General features: G+C 41.2%; 18 protein-coding genes. All 18 read right to left on the bottom strand.

What is annotated here, in order from left to right:
• Entirely contained in the window at nucleotides 1-1,275 is a 1,275-nt protein-coding gene (gene hemA, locus VTHSUH11_RS03310) for a glutamyl-tRNA reductase (protein ID WP_105092650.1), read from the bottom strand.
• On the bottom strand, nucleotides 1,244-1,891 hold the full coding sequence (locus VTHSUH11_RS03315; protein WP_105092651.1) for a precorrin-2 dehydrogenase/sirohydrochlorin ferrochelatase family protein: 648 nt from the start codon (nucleotides 1,889-1,891) through the stop codon (nucleotides 1,244-1,246). Before VTHSUH11_RS03315 ends, hemA begins: the two co-directional genes overlap by 32 nt.
• Before the next feature lie 114 nt (nucleotides 1,892-2,005).
• The gene (locus VTHSUH11_RS03320) at nucleotides 2,006-2,791 is read right to left on the bottom strand and encodes a YlmH family RNA-binding protein (RefSeq protein ID WP_005375694.1); all 786 of its coding nucleotides are present in this window, start codon (nucleotides 2,789-2,791) and stop codon (nucleotides 2,006-2,008) included.
• Nucleotides 2,791-3,579 (bottom strand): pyrroline-5-carboxylate reductase, encoded by a 789-nt coding sequence (proC, locus tag VTHSUH11_RS03325; protein ID WP_105092652.1) that lies wholly within the window; start codon nucleotides 3,577-3,579, stop codon nucleotides 2,791-2,793. Before proC ends, VTHSUH11_RS03320 begins: the two co-directional genes overlap by 1 nt.
• Before the next feature lie 26 nt (nucleotides 3,580-3,605).
• On the bottom strand, nucleotides 3,606-4,100 hold the full coding sequence (locus VTHSUH11_RS03330; protein ID WP_105092653.1) for a cell division protein SepF: 495 nt from the start codon (nucleotides 4,098-4,100) through the stop codon (nucleotides 3,606-3,608).
• Nucleotides 4,101-4,141: 41 nt separating this feature from the next.
• Entirely contained in the window at nucleotides 4,142-4,828 is a 687-nt protein-coding gene (locus VTHSUH11_RS03335; protein WP_105092654.1) for a YggS family pyridoxal phosphate-dependent enzyme, read from the bottom strand.
• An 80-nt stretch (nucleotides 4,829-4,908) separates the two neighbouring features.
• Nucleotides 4,909-5,769 carry a peptidoglycan editing factor PgeF gene (gene pgeF / locus VTHSUH11_RS03340; RefSeq protein ID WP_105092655.1) on the bottom strand — a complete coding sequence of 287 codons (861 nt, stop codon included), beginning with the start codon at nucleotides 5,767-5,769 and terminating at the stop codon, nucleotides 4,909-4,911.
• Between the two features lie 31 nt (nucleotides 5,770-5,800).
• Nucleotides 5,801-7,528, bottom strand: a complete 1,728-nt coding sequence (locus VTHSUH11_RS03345; protein ID WP_105092656.1) for a radical SAM protein — start codon at nucleotides 7,526-7,528, stop codon at nucleotides 5,801-5,803.
• Nucleotides 7,529-7,576: 48 nt separating this feature from the next.
• Complete coding sequence (locus VTHSUH11_RS03350) at nucleotides 7,577-8,305, bottom strand: DUF421 domain-containing protein (RefSeq protein ID WP_059363939.1); 729 nt, start codon at nucleotides 8,303-8,305, stop codon at nucleotides 7,577-7,579.
• 12 nt (nucleotides 8,306-8,317) lie between these two features.
• Nucleotides 8,318-8,779 (bottom strand): DUF3290 domain-containing protein, encoded by a 462-nt coding sequence (locus VTHSUH11_RS03355; RefSeq protein ID WP_105092657.1) that lies wholly within the window; start codon nucleotides 8,777-8,779, stop codon nucleotides 8,318-8,320.
• Between the two features lie 122 nt (nucleotides 8,780-8,901).
• Nucleotides 8,902-9,411, bottom strand: coding sequence for a hypothetical protein (locus VTHSUH11_RS03360; RefSeq protein WP_105092658.1), 510 nt, complete (start codon nucleotides 9,409-9,411; stop codon nucleotides 8,902-8,904).
• 145 nt (nucleotides 9,412-9,556) lie between these two features.
• On the bottom strand, nucleotides 9,557-10,564 hold the full coding sequence (gene ilvC / locus VTHSUH11_RS03365; RefSeq protein WP_105092659.1) for a ketol-acid reductoisomerase: 1,008 nt from the start codon (nucleotides 10,562-10,564) through the stop codon (nucleotides 9,557-9,559).
• A 141-nt stretch (nucleotides 10,565-10,705) separates the two neighbouring features.
• Nucleotides 10,706-11,491 (bottom strand): ABC transporter ATP-binding protein, encoded by a 786-nt coding sequence (locus VTHSUH11_RS03370; RefSeq protein ID WP_105092660.1) that lies wholly within the window; start codon nucleotides 11,489-11,491, stop codon nucleotides 10,706-10,708.
• An 11-nt stretch (nucleotides 11,492-11,502) separates the two neighbouring features.
• Nucleotides 11,503-11,991 (bottom strand): acetolactate synthase small subunit, encoded by a 489-nt coding sequence (ilvN, locus tag VTHSUH11_RS03375; protein WP_005375704.1) that lies wholly within the window; start codon nucleotides 11,989-11,991, stop codon nucleotides 11,503-11,505.
• A complete protein-coding gene (gene ilvB, locus VTHSUH11_RS03380) occupies nucleotides 11,992-13,701 on the bottom strand; it encodes a biosynthetic-type acetolactate synthase large subunit (RefSeq protein WP_105092661.1) in 1,710 nt (569 codons plus the stop codon). It lies immediately after the preceding gene.
• An 18-nt stretch (nucleotides 13,702-13,719) separates the two neighbouring features.
• Nucleotides 13,720-14,943, bottom strand: coding sequence for a threonine ammonia-lyase (gene ilvA / locus VTHSUH11_RS03385; RefSeq protein ID WP_059363957.1), 1,224 nt, complete (start codon nucleotides 14,941-14,943; stop codon nucleotides 13,720-13,722).
• A gap of 47 nt (nucleotides 14,944-14,990) precedes the next feature.
• Entirely contained in the window at nucleotides 14,991-16,661 is a 1,671-nt protein-coding gene (gene ilvD, locus VTHSUH11_RS03390; RefSeq protein ID WP_059363961.1) for a dihydroxy-acid dehydratase, read from the bottom strand.
• Nucleotides 16,662-17,195: 534 nt separating this feature from the next.
• Entirely contained in the window at nucleotides 17,196-18,599 is a 1,404-nt protein-coding gene (locus VTHSUH11_RS03395; protein WP_059363963.1) for a DASS family sodium-coupled anion symporter, read from the bottom strand.
• Nucleotides 18,600-18,623 lie beyond the last annotated feature (24 nt).

Genomic DNA, 18,623 nt, shown 5'->3' on the forward strand with positions numbered 1-18,623 from the left:
CTACGAGCCTTCTTTCTCGAGATTAAACATATCTTTGAATAAATCCCAATATAAACCTTCTTCTTGTGTACCGGCGATTTCATTGAAATGAATCATCGGTTCTCTTAGCATTTTTCTAACGATCATACGACTCATAGAATCAATGATGCGACGCTCTTTATCGGAAATATCCGGCAATTTAGCCAGCGCTCGATGTAATTCACGGCGACGAATACGGTCAGCCTTATCTGTCAATAATGCCATCATAGGACGTACGGATAAATAACTAAACTTTTCTAACACTTCATCGATGGCTTCGTGAATAATCGGTTCAGCCCTCTTCGCTTCTTCCTCGCGTTGTTGTTTATTTTCTTCTACAACGCTTTCTAGAGCATCGATATTGAATAGGTACACACCTTCGATATCCGCAACGACAGGATCAATATCACGAGGCACTGCAATATCAATCATCACGATGGGACGTCCATGACGCAATGAGGCAATCCGTTTAGCCTCTTTTTCACCAATAATATAATGCGGTGCCCCCGTCGATGTAATGATGATATCTGCATGTTCCGCTTGTTCTACATAGTGATCTAATTTAATGGCTTGCCCATTAAATTTCTTCGCTAAGGCTTCCGCATTGGTAAAAGTTCGATTTGATACGAATATGGTTTTTACGCCCTTTGCTTGTAAGTGTGTAGCTGTTAACTCACTCATGGTACCAGCCCCTAAGATGAGGACTGTGGCTTCTGTAAGTGGTTTATCTAGGCTATCTTCCGCCAAGTTAACCGCCGTGTAACTAACAGACACAGGTGTATTTGCAATGCCTGTATTGGTCCGAACCTTTTTACCAACACCAATAGCGCGTTGGAACAAGATATTAAATACGGTTCCCGTAAAGCCTGCACTATAGGCAGCGATATAGGCACCTTTCAATTGGCTAAGGATTTGACCTTCCCCCAACACTAGGGAGTCAAGGCTAGCAGATACGCGGAATAGATGTTCTATACAGGCTTTCTCTTCATAGAAGAAAAATGCGGATTCATCAATTGTATCGGCATGTTTTAAATGCTTTAATACATCGAGCATATACGCTTTAGGAGATTGTACATCTTCTAATACGGCATAAATTTCCGTACGATTGCAAGTCGATAGAATGACGCATTCTGAAATTTTTTCGTATTCATAGAGTCGATTTAAGGCGCTTTCTACCTCGTTTTTTTCAAACGAGAAACGTTCACGCACCTCAACGGCAGCACTTCTATGATTTAGTCCTAATACCACTAATTGCATGGTGTAGTTTCTCCTCTATCAAAGGCCATTGTCCCTTAAGAATAGCCTGAAATTCAGATTCGCCTAGATGAGTGCGCCAAAAACGGCTACGCTCCTCTACGCTAGGGATAAGTAACTTTACCTCTTCCCTCATAATTTTAAGTCTCGGTATGGCAATTTGCAATATATTATAACGATTCATCATATCTTGTTTCACAAGACGATTAATACGTGGTCCCCCATTATTAGCACTAATCGCAACATGCAAATCACCCATATCGATTGTTGATGGTACTGTGAAATCACAAGCTGTAGCATTATCGGCACGATTGACTAGTATGCCATTATTGCGTGCTATAGCTTCTATATAATCATTAACAGCTTTATTATCTGTACAGCTAAACAATAATTTACATTGTTTTACAATGTCTATATGGTCATCGCTAAACACTGTATTGTGCCAAATAAATCTGTTATCCTCATGCCAAGCTTTCATCTGATCTGTTATAACGGGGCTAATGACAATGCATTGACAGGGCTCGTCTAAGCATAATGCTAGACGTCGTTCAGCCACGGCGCCACCACCTACAAATAAAATGGTATCACTCGCTGTAGTTTGTAATGTTAGAGATATCATAATGAACCTCGCATAATTGATGATACCGCTTATGTATACCTACATATGAAACTATAGATATACATAAGCGGTATAAAAAATCGGCTTGATGAATCAAGCCGATTGCTTATTTGCTTACATAAATCGTTTAAGGTAAACGCCGATACGTCCCTTACGGGATGTGCCCGTAATAGCCTCTACCTTCATTCGGCCACGACCACGCATAGATATGATGTCCCCTTCTTTGACCTCTTGGGATGGCCCCTTTGCAGGTTGCCAATTTACTTGCAATAAACCGGCATTTACAGCGCTCACCAATTTGGTACGGGATACGCTAAAGCCAGAGCTTGCTACCGCATCCAATCGAAGTGATGCAACGGTAGTACGCACTTCTTTAATCTTTTCTTCTTTTGGTGCTATCTCATCTAACTCCATCGGAGTTACAGATACGGCAACCATAGCAATCTTTGTAAAATTTTGCACTACAAAATCTGCTACAGCGCTATCTACGAGAATTTGTGCGCCCCCTTGGCCCATGATAATATCGCCAAACTTCGAGCGATCAATGCCAAGCCCCATCAAAGAACCAAGCACATCACGATGATTTAACAATCTAAATCGTGGATCCCAAGATACCTTCAAGGGAATGATACCCATATCTACTGTACCTTGAAAATGACTATCTACAAAGGCGATACGAATGCGTTCCGCCCCTTCATAGCCGCCATAGGATTGAACGAGTAATTCAGGATAAGCCGCCTTAATTGCGTCCGCGATAACAAGACCTGCAGGACTTGTAAAGTCACAAACGCGATACGGTTTTCCCTTTACCACTTGTTCAGCTAAATCAAGCATACGGCGCGCTTCTTCACCGCTACCGCTTGCTTCAAAATATCTAATTAATTTACTAGTATCAGCCATTATTTCCCCAATTCATTGGAACGAGCTAAACAAGCAACAACCCCATCTTGTAGGGCACTGCGCAAGCCACCTTTTTCCATAGCTCCAATGCCAGCAATCGTAGTACCGCCAGGGCTAGTCACTTGATCGCGCAATATAGCAGGATGTGTACCGGATTCTAATGCCATTTTACCAGCCCCATACATCGTTTGGGCAGCCGCCTTAATCGCCAATTGACGAGGTAATCCAATGCGGACCCCCGCATCAGCCAAGGCATCTAAAATGACAAACATATATCCTGGGCCGGCACCAGACAAAGCGCCTAATCGATCTAGGTCGGCTTCACTGACAACGGCTACTTCACCAACCGCATTAAATAAAGCCTCCACGTGAATTGTATCAGCTCCATTATCCGCAGTCAACGCAGTCATACCACATCCAATAGATGCTGGAGTATTCGGCATGGCACGGTACAACACCGCGGTTGGTAATGCTTTGCGCAAGGTATCTAATGTTACACCAGCTGCCACGGAAATAACCGTAGCCCCCGCTTTCACAGACGTTAATTGGCTCAATACAGATGGTAATACTTGTGGTTTAACAGCTAAGATAATCGTGTCAAACTGCGCCATATCAGGTAATTCTATAAAACCTGTAACGCCCAATTCGTCAACTAATTCGTCGCGATGTTCAGGGCGACGCACTACGATTGATACATCATCTCTACGTAATATACCTTGTGAAAGTGCGCCTCGTAAAAGGGCACCACCCATGGATCCTACGCCTATACATACTGTTTTTCCCAACATAATATCACCACTTTTTCTATACCGGATTATTTATTTTGCCAGTTAAATTCTTGTTGTTCAGTTGTTCCACTTTCAGATTCATTATTATAATCAATAGATACATTAACAGGTACGCACATGAAAATGTCTTTGCCTACCTTTTCCAATTTGCCATCTAATGCAAATGTTGCACCAGATACAAAGTCAACGATGCGAGCTGCTTCGTGAGGATCTGTATTTTCAAAATTAATCAATACAGGACGCATGTCACGTAATTGATGGGTGATGCTTTCAGAATCCTCGAATACTTTAGGTTCGATAACAACTACTTTCATGGCTGTTGGACGTTGTGTCATAGTGGATGTGCCTCCTACCTTACGTGGATGGAACTCAGATGCAGCTGCTGTTGGTGCTACTGGTGGCACGTCCTCTGCATAGTCCTCATCATCTTCATATTCATACTCATCATCATAATCATAACGGTCATCGTTACTAATTCCGATAAAGTTTTTAATTTTTTGCCATTGTTCTCCCATAGACATGGTGTTCCTCCTAATATACTCACACTGTAATATTTACCCTATTAGTTATATACGCGTTCCCCAAAGATGGCCGTGCCAACACGTACGATATTAGCCCCTTCTTGTAAGGCCACCTCGAAATCATGTGTCATCCCCATCGACAAATACTGTATATCTCCTTCAGGAAAATACCCTTTCATATCTTCATACAAAACATATGCCACTCTAAAGATAGGTCTCGCTTCCTCTGGATTCTCAAAGAACGGAGCCATGCACATTAATCCCCTAACGCGCACATGCGGCAAAGTTTTAGCATAGTCGCGCACCTCTGGAAATTCCTCTACGGACATGCCCGACTTGCTCGCCTCGCGAGCCACATTGACTTGTAACAATATATCTTGTACCTTATCATGCTTAGCAGCCACCTTTTCAATTTCATCCAATAGTTTTTTACTATCTACAGAATGAATCAAATCAAACATCGGTACCGCTTGACGAACCTTATTAACTTGTAAATGGCCAATTAAATGCCATACCAATTTAGGTCCTTTATAAAGCATTTGTTTTTCTTTTGCCTCTTGCACGCGATTTTCGCCTACATGAGTACATCCAAGCCGAGCCACTTCTTCTACAGCTGATACTGGATGATTTTTAGTAACCGCCACCAGTAATGCTGTATCTGTGCGCCCTACGCAGGCCATAGCATCGGCCATGCGTTGCTGAATATTGTGCAGGGATTCTTCAATCATATGATCCTCCCATATATCTACATATAAATAAATGTCCTATAGACTTATATTATATAATATTTAACCAATAATGTATATCTTTACCGCTTTTCGAGCATGGCAAATAATGCCATACGCCCTGTCTTGCCATGTTCACGACGATAGGAAAAACAATTCTCATCGGTCATACTATCCGTACCACCAATACAGATTTTGTCCTTTGGAACACCTCGTTGCAACAAATCTTCTTCGATAAATCGCCATAAATCAACATGTGGTGTCGCTTGCGAAGCACCCTCTCGAATTATATAGCGCACTAATTCATCGCTATCAGCATCGGTTATTTTATGCCATTCTTTTGTGAAAGTATCTGCCAACTCTTGATTGACCTCAAAGGATTCAGGCCCAATACTAGGACCTAAGTAGATATAACAGTCTTCAAATCGCGTACCAAAATCTCGTTGCATCGCCTCTATGGTGATAACCGGTAGATGGCCTATAACACCGCGCCAACCTGCATGAACGGTAGCCACCACATGATGCACAGGATCGTAAATGCCTACTGGTACACAATCAGCGGTAAATAAGAATAATGGTACATTGGGAATATCCGTATATATCGCATCACAATCTGGAATAGCAGTATCAGAACTCATAGAGCCAGCACCAATTAAATCTTCTGTAATGCGTACCGCATTGAGTCCATGCACTTGATTGCCACAGGTAATGCGGTCTGGCGATACACCTAAATGATCAGCTACAATGCTGCGGTTATCTAATACATCTTGTAATGAATCTCCTATGTGAGTAGCTAAATTTAGAGATTCACATGGCTTCTTACATACACCGCCATGACGATATGTATCCCCCATAACCAGAGGAAATTGATTGGCCCAGTTAGGCATTTCAAAAGACCATTTACGATCATCATTTGTATTTACATTTACAACAGTAATATCCATACGACTGTTCCTCTACTATTTATTTCTCAAATCACTTACACACGCCACAGCGCTTACACCCTTCCATGCAAGGAGGTGTATACGCTTCATCAATGGCCCGTTGCCATTCTTGTTCTAAATAACCATTTCTTAGACCCATATCTAAATGAGACCAAGGCAAATAATCCTCAAACTTGCGTTCCCGATAATTGCAATTATCCATGTCGAGGCCGGCTTTTTTCATTTCAGATTTAAAGGATTTGCTACCTCGATCTAGAGCACATGCAGCGAGTACCTTGCCTAAACGACGGTCCCCTCGTGCTAATACACCTTGGATATACGCCTCTTTTGGAGATTCAACGAGTACCTCGATGCGACGATTTTTTTGCAATGATTTCTTAATATATTGTAATTTCTTTTCTACGCTCTTTTGATGATCCATGGCCATCCATTGAAATGGCGTAAACGGCTTTGGTATAAACGGATTAATACTAAGTGTTAATCGGCCTTTACAGCCCACCTCAGCCATGTGTGCTTGTGTACGTTCTGCCAGTCCTACGATAGCATCTATATCTTCATCCGTTTCCGTTGGAAGTCCTATCATAATATATAGCCTCATATGTTGAATACCAGACTTAGCGGATAACTGAGCCGCGGTGCGGAGATTTTCTTCACTAATCCCCTTGTTGATGACACGACGTAATCGTTCACTACCTGTTTCTGGTGCAATAGTAATTGTCTTTTGTCCACTTTCAGCCAATCCATCGACAACGGCTTGTGTCAAGGAATCGGCGCGCAAGGACGCACAAGAATAACGCATATCCTTAGAGCGAATATAGGTTACGAGCTCATCAACCTCTGGATAATCGGAAATGGCCGCCCCCATAAGCCCTACCTTTTTCCCTAACTTTTCTGCTCTATCGACGCCTTCTTTCAAGATATCCAGTGGTCGTACACGCGGTACGCGGAAACAATACCCAGCCATACAGAATCGACAATGGCGGCCACAGCCTCGAGCTACCTCAATGATATACATGGCGCCAAACTCGGTGAAATTTGTAGCAATTACCGTTTCACCACCGCTCGTAAGAGGTTCAAAATGGCGTCGTATAATTTTAGGGGCACCATCTGCTATATCGTAACCAATGAATTGTTCCTTATCGTCATATTGAGGGGTATATAAAACAGGTACATATACACCATCAATTTGAGCTAGTGCAGAAATCGTTTCTTCTCGGCTTTCACCATTCTCACGACCCTTGCGAATTCGTTCTAACACAGCAGTAACAATGCCCTCCCCTTCACCGATGATGAAAGCATCGATAAAATCGGCAAAGGGCTCAGGATTAAATGTCGCACAAGGTCCTCCCGCAATGACGATAGGATCAAAGCCAGTTCGGGCTTCACTCGTAACAGGTACCCGACCATGACGAAGCATAAGAGGAATATGGAAATAATCCATTTCAAAGGTAACATCAAAGGCCACTACATCAAACTGATGCATAGGCCGTTGCGTTTCAACGCTCATAAGCGGTGTTTTCGTCTTATCATAGGCGTCTAGTTCCTTTTTCTCAGGCAAGAATATCCGCTCACATACACTAGATGGATGCAAATTGATTTCCTCATAGATAATGTGAAGGCCTAAATTACTCATGCCCACAAAATAGGTATTCGGATAGACGATGGCAACCTTTTGCTCTGCATGAGGGTTAATAGTTACGCGGCTATCTTCATCTTTATAAAGTTCTTGTAATCGATCAATTAAATCTTTACGGTTCACTAATTTCCTTTCTATATAAGCCCACTATGAATAGTGGGCTCAACAACGCTATATATCATTTATTTTAGATTTTATTGTATCCTTTGTCTGAGTAGTCTTTGTTTTAATTGTTTTTACCAATTGAGGCCGATGTTTTTTCTCATACGGATACAATACGACTTTACCATCTCTGTATTCCGCAATGTAAATATCTTTAATGGAATATCCTTGTGCTTGTACCTCTTGTTCTAACCATTCTCTATCTTTTTCAATTACATCAAGAGTAAATTGATTAATTTGACCATCGTTAATCAAATCAAAACGAATATTTTCTTCACCGAACTGAACAACACTAAGCTGACCATTTTGCTCTAATACGGCACGCTTAACATCTGCTACATATTGAACGCCGGCTGTACGAAGTTTTAGTTTTAACTCAGCCGATTGAATACCATAACGCATACACTCTTCTGTTAAAATATGACCTCGTTCAATGACAATGACAGGATGACCATCTAGAATTGTTTTAAAGAATCTTAGATTGCCTTTTAAGAATTTAAGCGTCATTACGAGAATAGTCCATAAGATGAGAACTAACATAAATTGTAAAATACCAATCGCATCATTATAGATGATGGCACCGATAATACCACCAAGTACATAGTTTTGTAATTGGTCTAAAGCAGAGGTTGGCGCTAAGTTTCCCTTCCCCATTAAGTTAATTTGTAAAATAATCGCCAAGAGACCGATGGCGAGTTTGGCAAAGACCATCCCATAGACGGCCATAGCTTCTGTCATATGTGGTCCTCCTTATGGTAATACATCCGCTTTATCATGAATTCGGTCTGTAGGACTTACTGTATACACACGAGTGATTGTATAGGTAGTAAATTCAGGATTAAATTGCACCTCATAGTATGCATCGCTAACCTTTAAGATCATACCATTACGTACCTTTAAGGAATTAACAGCTAATTGACCTTTATCAACACCACGGTCTGCACTAAAGGAATGCAAGAATTGAGCCATTCTAGAAGAATCTTCAGAGTAATTCTTCATACGACCATATTCTTGATATTCTAAGCCTAAGAAAAATACAATAATTAAGGATAATATAACAGTTAAATCACGGTAACGGCTTGTAAAACCATTACGCAAAACTTGAATGCCTACTCCGAGAATGGCTAATAAAACAACTACAAAGATAACGAACCCTAATGTATGACCAGATGCGATTTGGCTTTCCACATAGGAAACGGTATAGAAGTCCATAATTATGCTCCTTTCATATATCTTTTTATTATATCATAAATAAATATGATAATAACCAACAACGATTTATAAAAAATAGAGCTACCACAATGATAGCTCTATTAAACAGTTACTATACTAATTTATTTACATTCACGGTACACGATGATATACGCATGAGTATTCGCTGTAAAACCAGATTCTAATTCTAGTTCAACTTCTAAAACGGCATCGTCAACGTCACCTTTATAATACGCATTACGTTGTTCTGCGGAATAGAAATACATAGCCGCATTATATTCATTACCTGCTTGTAATGGAATTGTAATGGTAACAGGCTGTGTTTCAACATTCTTTGTTTTAGTACCCACATTATCCGTCGTGTAATATACGGATTCAATGGTATGTTCTCCTGGTGTTAATGCCACAATGACTTGACCATATTGACCAGTTTTATGATCAATAGTAGAAAGGTCCTTACCATCAACCTTTACAGATTTACCATAAATATGAAGAATCGCTTTATTAGCATTCTCTTGTACAAATTGTTGTTCACCGGCTTGTCGGTTTTTATTGAACTTCATAAATACGACAAACAAAATGGCCCAAATGACTGCAACGGCCACGATGATAATAATAGTTGTAGAACTCATAGTATCTCTCCTTATACCAAAATATACTACACTGACTCTACATTAACTATATCATACGTACTTGTATTACTCAATAAAAAAGCGACCCCAAATGGGGTCGCTTTCAGTAAGCCTATGCTTATTAAGAAATTACTAATGCAATCTCTTATTTTAACCAGCTCATCAAGTTGCGAAGTTCTGCACCAACTGGTTCGATTGGATGGTTAGCAGCTGCTTCACGGTGTTCTTTGAGGAATTTTTGACCGTTTTTGGAATCTGCCAAGAATTCGTCAGCAAATTTACCAGATTGAATATCTGCCAAAATTTGTTCCATCGCTTTTTTAGTATCTGCAGTGATTACGCGAGGACCTGCATGGTAGTCGCCGTATTCAGCAGTGTTGGAGATGGAGTGGCGCATTTTTTGGAAGCCACCTTCGTAGATAAGGTCTACAATCAATTTCATTTCATGTAAGCACTCGAAGTAAGCGTTTACAGGTTCATAACCAGCTTCAGTTAATACTTCGAAACCAGTTTTGATCAATTCAGTAACGCCGCCGCACAATACAGCTTGTTCACCGAAGAGGTCAGTTTCAGTTTCGGATTTGAAGTTAGTTTCTAAGATACCGGAACGGCCACCACCAATACCGGATGCCCATGCCAATGCAACTTCTTCAGTGTCGCCAGATGGATCTTTTTCTACAGCGTACAAGCAAGGAACGCCAGAGCCTTCTTGGTATGTACGACGAACTAAATGACCAGGGCCTTTAGGAGCTACCATGAATACGTTTACGTCTTCACGAGGAACGATTTTGCCAAAGTGAATGTTGAAACCATGAGCAAATGCTAAATATGCACCTTCTTTTAAGTTAGGAGCAATATCATTTGCATAAACGTCAGCTTGTAATTCGTCTGGAATCAACACCATAACGATATCAGCGCCTTTAACTGCTTCTGCAGTTTCTTTTACAGTAAGACCAGCTTCTTCAGCAACTTTCCAGCTAGAAGAACCACCGCGAAGACCGATTGTTACGTCCATACCATTTTCTTTCAAGTTCAATGCATGAGCATGACCTTGGGAACCGTAACCTAAAACTGTAATTTTTTTGCCTTCCAATTTGCTCAAATTACAATCTGCATCATAATAAACTGTAGTACCTAAAATTTTACCTGCCATATTAGACAACCTCCAAACATATTCAATAGAATATAGACTATTTATACTGTACACAATCTAACAAAAATTTGCAAGATGTGGCGTACATTAATTTAGTATCAGCAAGCCGAATTCTTGACCTCTGATAAATAAAATTGATAACTACCGCACAATCACCCAAGGGCGATCATCCTTCCATACAACCTGCACGGGAATTCCAAATACATCAGATAGATTCTCATCGGTTAATACTGTATGTTTAGGCCCCGCATGTACCATCTTGCCCTCTCGCAAAATAGCTACATGTGTAATAGCTGGTAGTATCTCTTCAATTTGATGTGACACATAAATAATTGGTGTCTTCTGCTCCTCTACTAGCGTAGATACGGTACGTAAAAACCTTTCACGCGCCGGCAGGTCTAGACCAGAGCAAGGCTCATCTAAGATCAGTAAATCTGGATTCGCCATAATGGATCTCGCCAACAATACACGTCGCTGTTCACCAGCAGACAATGTATAAAAGCGATGACCTTCTAAGTGACCTAGGCCAAACTCATAAAATAATTGCATCCCCCGCTCTCGCACCTCTGGTGATACATCTTGGTATATACCGATACTACTAAAAGCACCGGATATAACAACGTCCTCGACGACTTGTTTATCCAAGGTAGATTGAAATTGCCCAAGAGCAGAGCTGACAAAACCTAATCTCGATTTAATCTTAGGCCATGCGTATTTCCCAAATTCATGACCGAAGACACGCAAGGTGCCTGTCGTTGGAATTTGGTAGGCTGGAATCATGCTGAGAAGCGTCGATTTACCAGCCCCATTAAGCCCTAAAAGAGCCCAGTTTTCACCTTTTTCTATATGCCAATTTACATTATCTAAGATATGTCTGCCATCGCGTCGAAAGCAGATATTCTCATAATGGAGCAATTCATTCTCCACACTATCATCTCCTACATTTTTTCTCCACGGCTCATAGCAGTGATACCTGTTTTGGCAATTTCAAGAATACCATAGGTTTCCATAATTTGGATGAAACCGCGTAATTTTTCTACGCTGCCGATAACCTCAATAATCATAGAAGTAGGAGAAATATCTAGTACATTACCGCGATATACGTCGGCAATTTGAACAATTTGAGATCGTGTTGTAGCTGTTGCTTTCACCTTGATAAGCATTAATTCACGGCAGACTACATCATGATCGTCAAAAACTTTAACCTTAACAACATCGATTAGCTTGTAGATTTGTTTTTGCACTTGATCGAGGATGCGGTCATCCGCTTCAACAGTAATGGTAATACGCGCATAACCTGGCTGATTTGTAATACCAGAGGTCATTTTTGTAACATTAAAACCACGGCGGTTAAAGAGTGCCAAAATACGTGTACCAATACCTGGCGCATTTTTTGCAATGATTAAGACTTGATGTTCTTTAGCCATTTATAGCACCCCTTTCTTACCCATCATACCGCTTACAGTGCCACCTGCTGGAATCATCGGCAATACATTGTCTTCGCGTTCAACACGACAATCCAAGACGATACTTTCGTCAGAGGTAATATAAGATTGGAAATCTTTATTGAAAGCTTCTACCGTATCGAGACGAGCTGCTTTCAAGTCAAATGCATCAGCTAATTTCAAGAAGTTTGGACTCATTTCCAAATCTACATAGGAATAGCGACGATTATTAAAGATTTGTTGCCATTGACGAACCATGCCAAGATAGCCATTATTGATGATCACAATTTTAATTGGTAAATTGTACTGGCGAACCATCATGAGCTCTTCACAAGTCATTTGGAAACCGCCATCACCAACTACGAGGATAACTTGTTTCTCAGGTGCCCCTACTTGTGCACCAATAGCCGCTGGCAAGCCGTAGCCCATTGTACCAGCGCCACCAGAGGTAACAATAGTATGTGGCTTTTTATGAGTTAAGAATTGAGCTGACCACATTTGATGTTGCCCAACATCAGTTACAATGATGGCATCATCATTAGAGATTTTATTAAGCTCAGATAATACATATTGTGCATGTAACTCACCATTTGTAGACTCAGGAACCACCATAGGATATTCCTTTTGCCACTCACGGATTTGTTCAATCCAAGTCTCATGAGTAACAGGTTCAACTAATGCATTAAGTTCGGTTAATACTCGTTTTAAATCACCTACAATAGGTACGTTGATAGTAACATTCTTATCGATTTCAGCTGGGTCGATATCGATATGAATGATTTTTGCTTTTTTACAGAAGAAATCAGGATGACCTGTAATGCGGTCATGGAATCGAATGCCTGCCGCTATAACAAGGTCGGCCTCCTCTGTACAGTTATTAGCCGCTACAGAACCGTGCATCCCTACCATGCCAAGTGCTAATTCGTGGTCTCCAGGGAAACCACCAAGACCAACCAGCGTATTAGTCACAGGAATTTGAGCCTTTTCAGCTAACTCCTTAAGTTCATCCATAGCGCCTGATTTCAATACGCCAGCACCAGCAATGATAAGTGGGCGCTTTGCATTCTTGATAAGGGTCGCCGCTTTTTTAATTTGCCCTTGATGGCCTTTGTATGTTGGATCATACCCTTCAAGATGAATAGGTACTTCGTATAATTTATTGTATTCCGCCATAGATATTTTTTCTGTTTGAATATCCTTTGGAATATCGATTAATACAGGACCTGGACGACCTGTACCAGCGATGAAGTACGCTTCCTTGATAATGCGAGGCAAATCGTGAATATCTTGAACTAGATAGTTATGCTTAGTAATCGGCATTGTAATACCTTGGATATCCGCCTCTTGGAAGGAATCCTTACCGATAAACGGACGACCTACCTGTCCAGTAATAGCTACCATCGGCACTGAGTCCATATAAGCCGTCATAATGCCTGTTACAAGGTTTGTTGCACCAGGTCCAGACGTAGCAAGGCATACGCCTACACGACCGGATACGCGTGCATAACCATCTGCTGCATGGGCTGCACCTTGTTCATGACGTACGAAATAGTGTTTAATTTCAGGGAAGCTATAAATTTCATCATAAATTGGAATGACTGCGCCACCTGGATAGCCGAACATATCAGTTACACCAAGGCGATGCAATGTTTCTAGGACAATGCGTGCCCCATTGATTGTTTCTGCGCTCATAGGAACCCTTTCAACCAGCTATTCTGATAGAATCTCGCTGGAATTTAAACGTTGAATAATGTAACCATTATTTTTAAAAGTATCAATAATGCTTTGGATGTGCTCTTCCCCATTGGTTTCAACCGTCACTTGTAATTCCACTTCATGGAAACGGTCAAGGTTTTTAAACTGATTATGATCGAGCTTAATTACATTTGCATCCGCCTCAGCAAGCATTTGAGATACCGCAACCAATTGACCTGGTTTATCCGGAAGATTTACAGAGAAGGTGAAGATCCGACCACGGACTACGAGACCTTTATTAATCATAGAGGAAATGGTAAGTACGTCGATATTACCACCGCTGACAATAGCTACCACCTTTTTATCTCGGCAGTTTAGCTTTTTAAGCCCTGCTAATGGTAAGATACCTGAATTTTCTGCTACTAATTTATGTTTTTCAACGAGCAACAAGAATGCTTCCATCAATTCGTAGTCTGAAACTGTAATTATTTCATCTACGTATTTCTTGATATATTCAAGTGTAGTTTCACCAATTTGACGTACCGCCGTACCATCAGCAATGGTAGCCACTTCGTCGAGTGGTACAGGATGATTGGCCTTTAATGCTGCCAAAGCACTGGCTGCCCCTTCTGGTTCTACACCGATAACTTTGATGCGAGGATTTTTTAATTTAGCAGCCGCTGCAATGCCAGATACAATGCCGCCGCCCCCAACAGGTACGAGTAATACATCCGCATCAGGTAGTTCTGCTAATACTTCAAGAGCAATTGTACCTTGCCCTTCGATTACATCTTCATCATCGAAAGGATGAACAAATACATAGCCGTTTTCTTGTTGGAGCTCCATCGCCTTTTGGTAAGCTTCATCATAAATCTCACCATGTAGTACTACCTCAGCCCCATATTGTTTTGTAGCATTAACCTTTATGAGAGGTGTATGTTTTGGCATGACGATTGTGGCTTTAATGCCGAGGCGTTTAGCTGCAAGTGCTACACCTTGTGCGTGGTTTCCTGCAGATGCGGCAATTACACCGCGGGCCTTTTCCTCTTCTGTCAATTTTGCAATTTTATTATAGGCTCCACGAACCTTAAAGGAGCCTGTTATTTGCAAGTTTTCTGGCTTGATATATACATCATTGCCACACTCGTCTGAAAACACATCACTATGAAGCAATTTAGTTTTCACGGTAATCGTGGTTAACCGTTCGCGAGCCTCCATAAAATCATATAACTTACGCATTAATACTCCTTTATTAAAGATTGGTATAAAATATATTGCTATTAAGATTAGTCTTCAAATACTTCAATAGCACCTTGTGCTGCAGAGGATACGTGAAGAGCGTATTTTTTAAGGTAACCAGTTACATTGGATTTAAATGGTTTCAATGCTGCTTTACGGCGAGCAATTTCGTCATCAGATACAGCTAATTCCAATTTACCATTTGGAATATCGATGTTGATAATATCACCATCTTCAACAACGGCGATAGTACCACCTGCTGCCGCTTCTGGAGATACGTGACCAATGGATGCGCCACGTGTAGCGCCAGAGAAACGGCCATCAGTCAACAAGGCAACGTCTTTATCAAGCCCCATACCAGCGATCATGGATGTTGGTGTCAACATTTCGCGCATGCCAGGACCACCTTTAGGACCTTCATAGCGGATAACTACCACATCGCCTTTTACAATTTTACCGCCCGTAATTGCTTCAACGGCTTCTTCTTCGCTATTGAATACCTTTGCTGGGCCAGAGTGAACGAGCATATCTTCATCTACAGCACCAGCTTTTACAACGGAACCGTTTTCAGCAAGGTTGCCTTTAAGAACGGCAATACCACCTGTTTCATGAACAGGATTATTCCATGGATGGATAACATCTTCATCCACAACATGAGCTGCTGTTGCAATTTCACCTTGTGTTTTAAGAGCTACAGTTTTGCAATCTGTATGCAAACGACCATTTTCTGCTAAACGTTTCAACACAGCAGATACGCCGCCTGCAGCATACAAATCTTCGATGAAGTATTTACCAGATGGAGAAAGTTTGGACAATTGAGGTGTGTTTTGTGCAATGCGATCGAAGTCGTCCAAGGACAATGGTACACCTGCTTCGTGAGCGATAGCTGGCAAATGAAGTGCTGTATTAGAGGAACCACCCAAAGCCATATCTAGAGCTACCGCATTTTCAAAAGCTTCACGAGTCATAATATCTTTAGGACGAAGGTTTGCTTTCAATACCTCTACGGCTTGCATACCTGCTAATTTAGCCAAACGCAAACGTTCAGAGTATACAGCAGGGATTGTACCATTGCCAGGAAGTCCCATGCCAAGAGCCTCTGTTAGGCAGTTCATAGTATTTGCTGTGTACATACCAGAGCAAGAACCACATGTTGGACATGCACTATTTTCAATATTTGCTAATTCTTCGTCGCCCATTTCACCTGTTTGATGTTTACCTACTGCTTCAAATACATCAGACAAGCCGATTTTTTTGCCATTATGTACACCTGCAAGCATGGCACCACCAGATACGAACACAGATGGAATGTTAAGACGAGCCGCTGCAATCAACATACCTGGTACTACTTTGTCGCAATTTGGAATGAATACCATCGCATCAAAAGGTGTTGCCATAGCCGTCGCTTCAATAGAATCAGCTATGATATTGCGTGTAACCAAGGAGTATTTCATGCCGATGTGATTCATCGCCAAGCCATCGCAAATACCAATTGTATTAAACTCGATTGGCACACCACCTGCGTTGCGGATGCCGTCTTTTACGGCTTGTACAATATTTTTCAGGCCCACATGACCAGGAATGATTTCGTTGAAAGAATTCGCAATACCAATAACCGGTCTGCCCATTTCTTCGTCAACAAAACCCAGAGCTTTCAATAAAGATCTGTGTGGTGCACGTGCTACGCCTGTTTTTAAATTGTCACTTCTACAACTCATGATATTCTCCTCACTTTTTTGAAAGCATCCACTTGGACAGCTTTCATAACAAATAAAAAAAGACGATTACAAAGAATCGTCTTAAAAGTTTACAAATGATATTCCTTTTGTTTACAGAAACCCAATACATACATAAATAAACCTATGTACCCCATGGAATATATACAAAAACAAGAAACAATATAGTCAAATCTTATTGATTGTATATTAAACCATTCGCGGGAACTTCTAAGACAAAACATGTTAAGTTGTTGTTCATAATTCGAATGTTTTTAATAATCACGACCAGCGCGATAATCAACAAGCTAATGACTAAACCGAACATGTTTCCTCCTAAAATAATCTGTAACGATAAAAATATAATAACATTTTCTATAATCTCATGCAATAAATATTCTATAGATTTATTATAGTTTTTTTGTGAAGTTCACCATACCTAAAAACTATACCCACCTAAAAACAGTCCTTAAAACTTTCATAACAAACTAAAACTCCCTCGCGGTGAAAAACGACCACCAACGAGGGAATTTCATATTATAAGATACCAAAGAGCCACATACCAAGGGCACCGCCCCAGAAATGAATCATAAAGCTTACCACAGAAATAGCAAGACCTACACGCCACCAAGTCCCTTGTGGTACATAGCCTGCACCAAAGAAGATTGGTGTTACACCAGAGCTATAATGCGTTAATGTACAGCCAGGGCTATTCATCAAACCAAAGAGCAAGATGGTAAATGGAATCGGCGCACCCATGGCAACCAAAATGGCTGCAAAGGCGGAGAATAATGCGGTAATACGCGCCGTACCGCTAGCAAAGAAATATTGAGAGTATACAAAGGTTGCAGAGATAATAAAAGATGCCCAGAACCAATCGATACCTACAAGATGTTGACTTACAAAGTTCGCAAATACAGCAACTACACCGAGTTTACCGAGGAGACCGGCCATGCCAACGAGTGTGCCCATCCAGATGAGGATATCCCAGCCAGTGCGTTCGCCTAAAATATCATCCCACGTAAGGGAGCCCGTTATAACGCACGCAAGAACACCCATCATAGCAACTACTGTAGGATGAAGCTTAGTCCAAATGGCAGTCGCCCAAAGCAAGATACATAGAACAAAGATAATAGCAACAGAAATTTCAGCCTTTGTAATAGGTCCAAGTACATTTAATTCCTTTTGAGCCATTTTGGCAGCCTCTGGGGTTTCCTTAATTTCTGGAGGATAAATTTTGTAAATGAACCAAGGCATAAGGATCATACAAATCACACCAGGGATGACACCCGCTTGGAACCATTCCCACCAGGAAATATCATAGCCAAATAATTTAGCCCCTAAGGAGGTGATGAGCAAGTTACCACTACAAGCGGTCAAAAAAATGGTTACAGTAATTGTATTCATCGTATGTGCCGTAGTCATCAAATATGCACCAATACGACGCGCCGTATTACCATAAGGCTCAGAACCAAAGGCGAGGGAAATATTTTGCACAATTGGGAAAATAATACCGCCCCCACGCGCCGTATTAGACGGTGTGGCCGGAGAAATAATTAAGTCCGTACAAGCCAATGCATAGGCGAGCTTTAAGGAACTCGTACCAAAGGCACGGATCAATGTATAAGCAATACGCTTACCTAGGCCGGAATTAATAATACCTCTAGAAAAGAATACAGCCGCCACGATAAGCCAAACATTAGCCTCTGCATACCCACCAAGAGCTTGCACCATGGTAATAGATTTTGTAGCTACTGCTGCAACGATTCCAAAGAGTGCCATAATGCCCGTTGGCCAAGGGCGCAAAATAAAACCTACAATAGTAGCCGTGAAGATAGCCAGTAAATGCCAACCTTCCGGCTTAATTGCCTCTGTATGAGGCAAGAACCAAATCACTAAGCCCACCAAAACGGTAAAAGCCGCTCGTGTAAACGTGCTCATAGAACCTCCCGAACAAATTATACA

The sequence above is a fragment of the Veillonella tobetsuensis genome (genome assembly GCF_002959935.1).
In the GTDB taxonomy this organism is placed as follows: Bacteria; Bacillota; Negativicutes; order Veillonellales; family Veillonellaceae; genus Veillonella; species Veillonella tobetsuensis.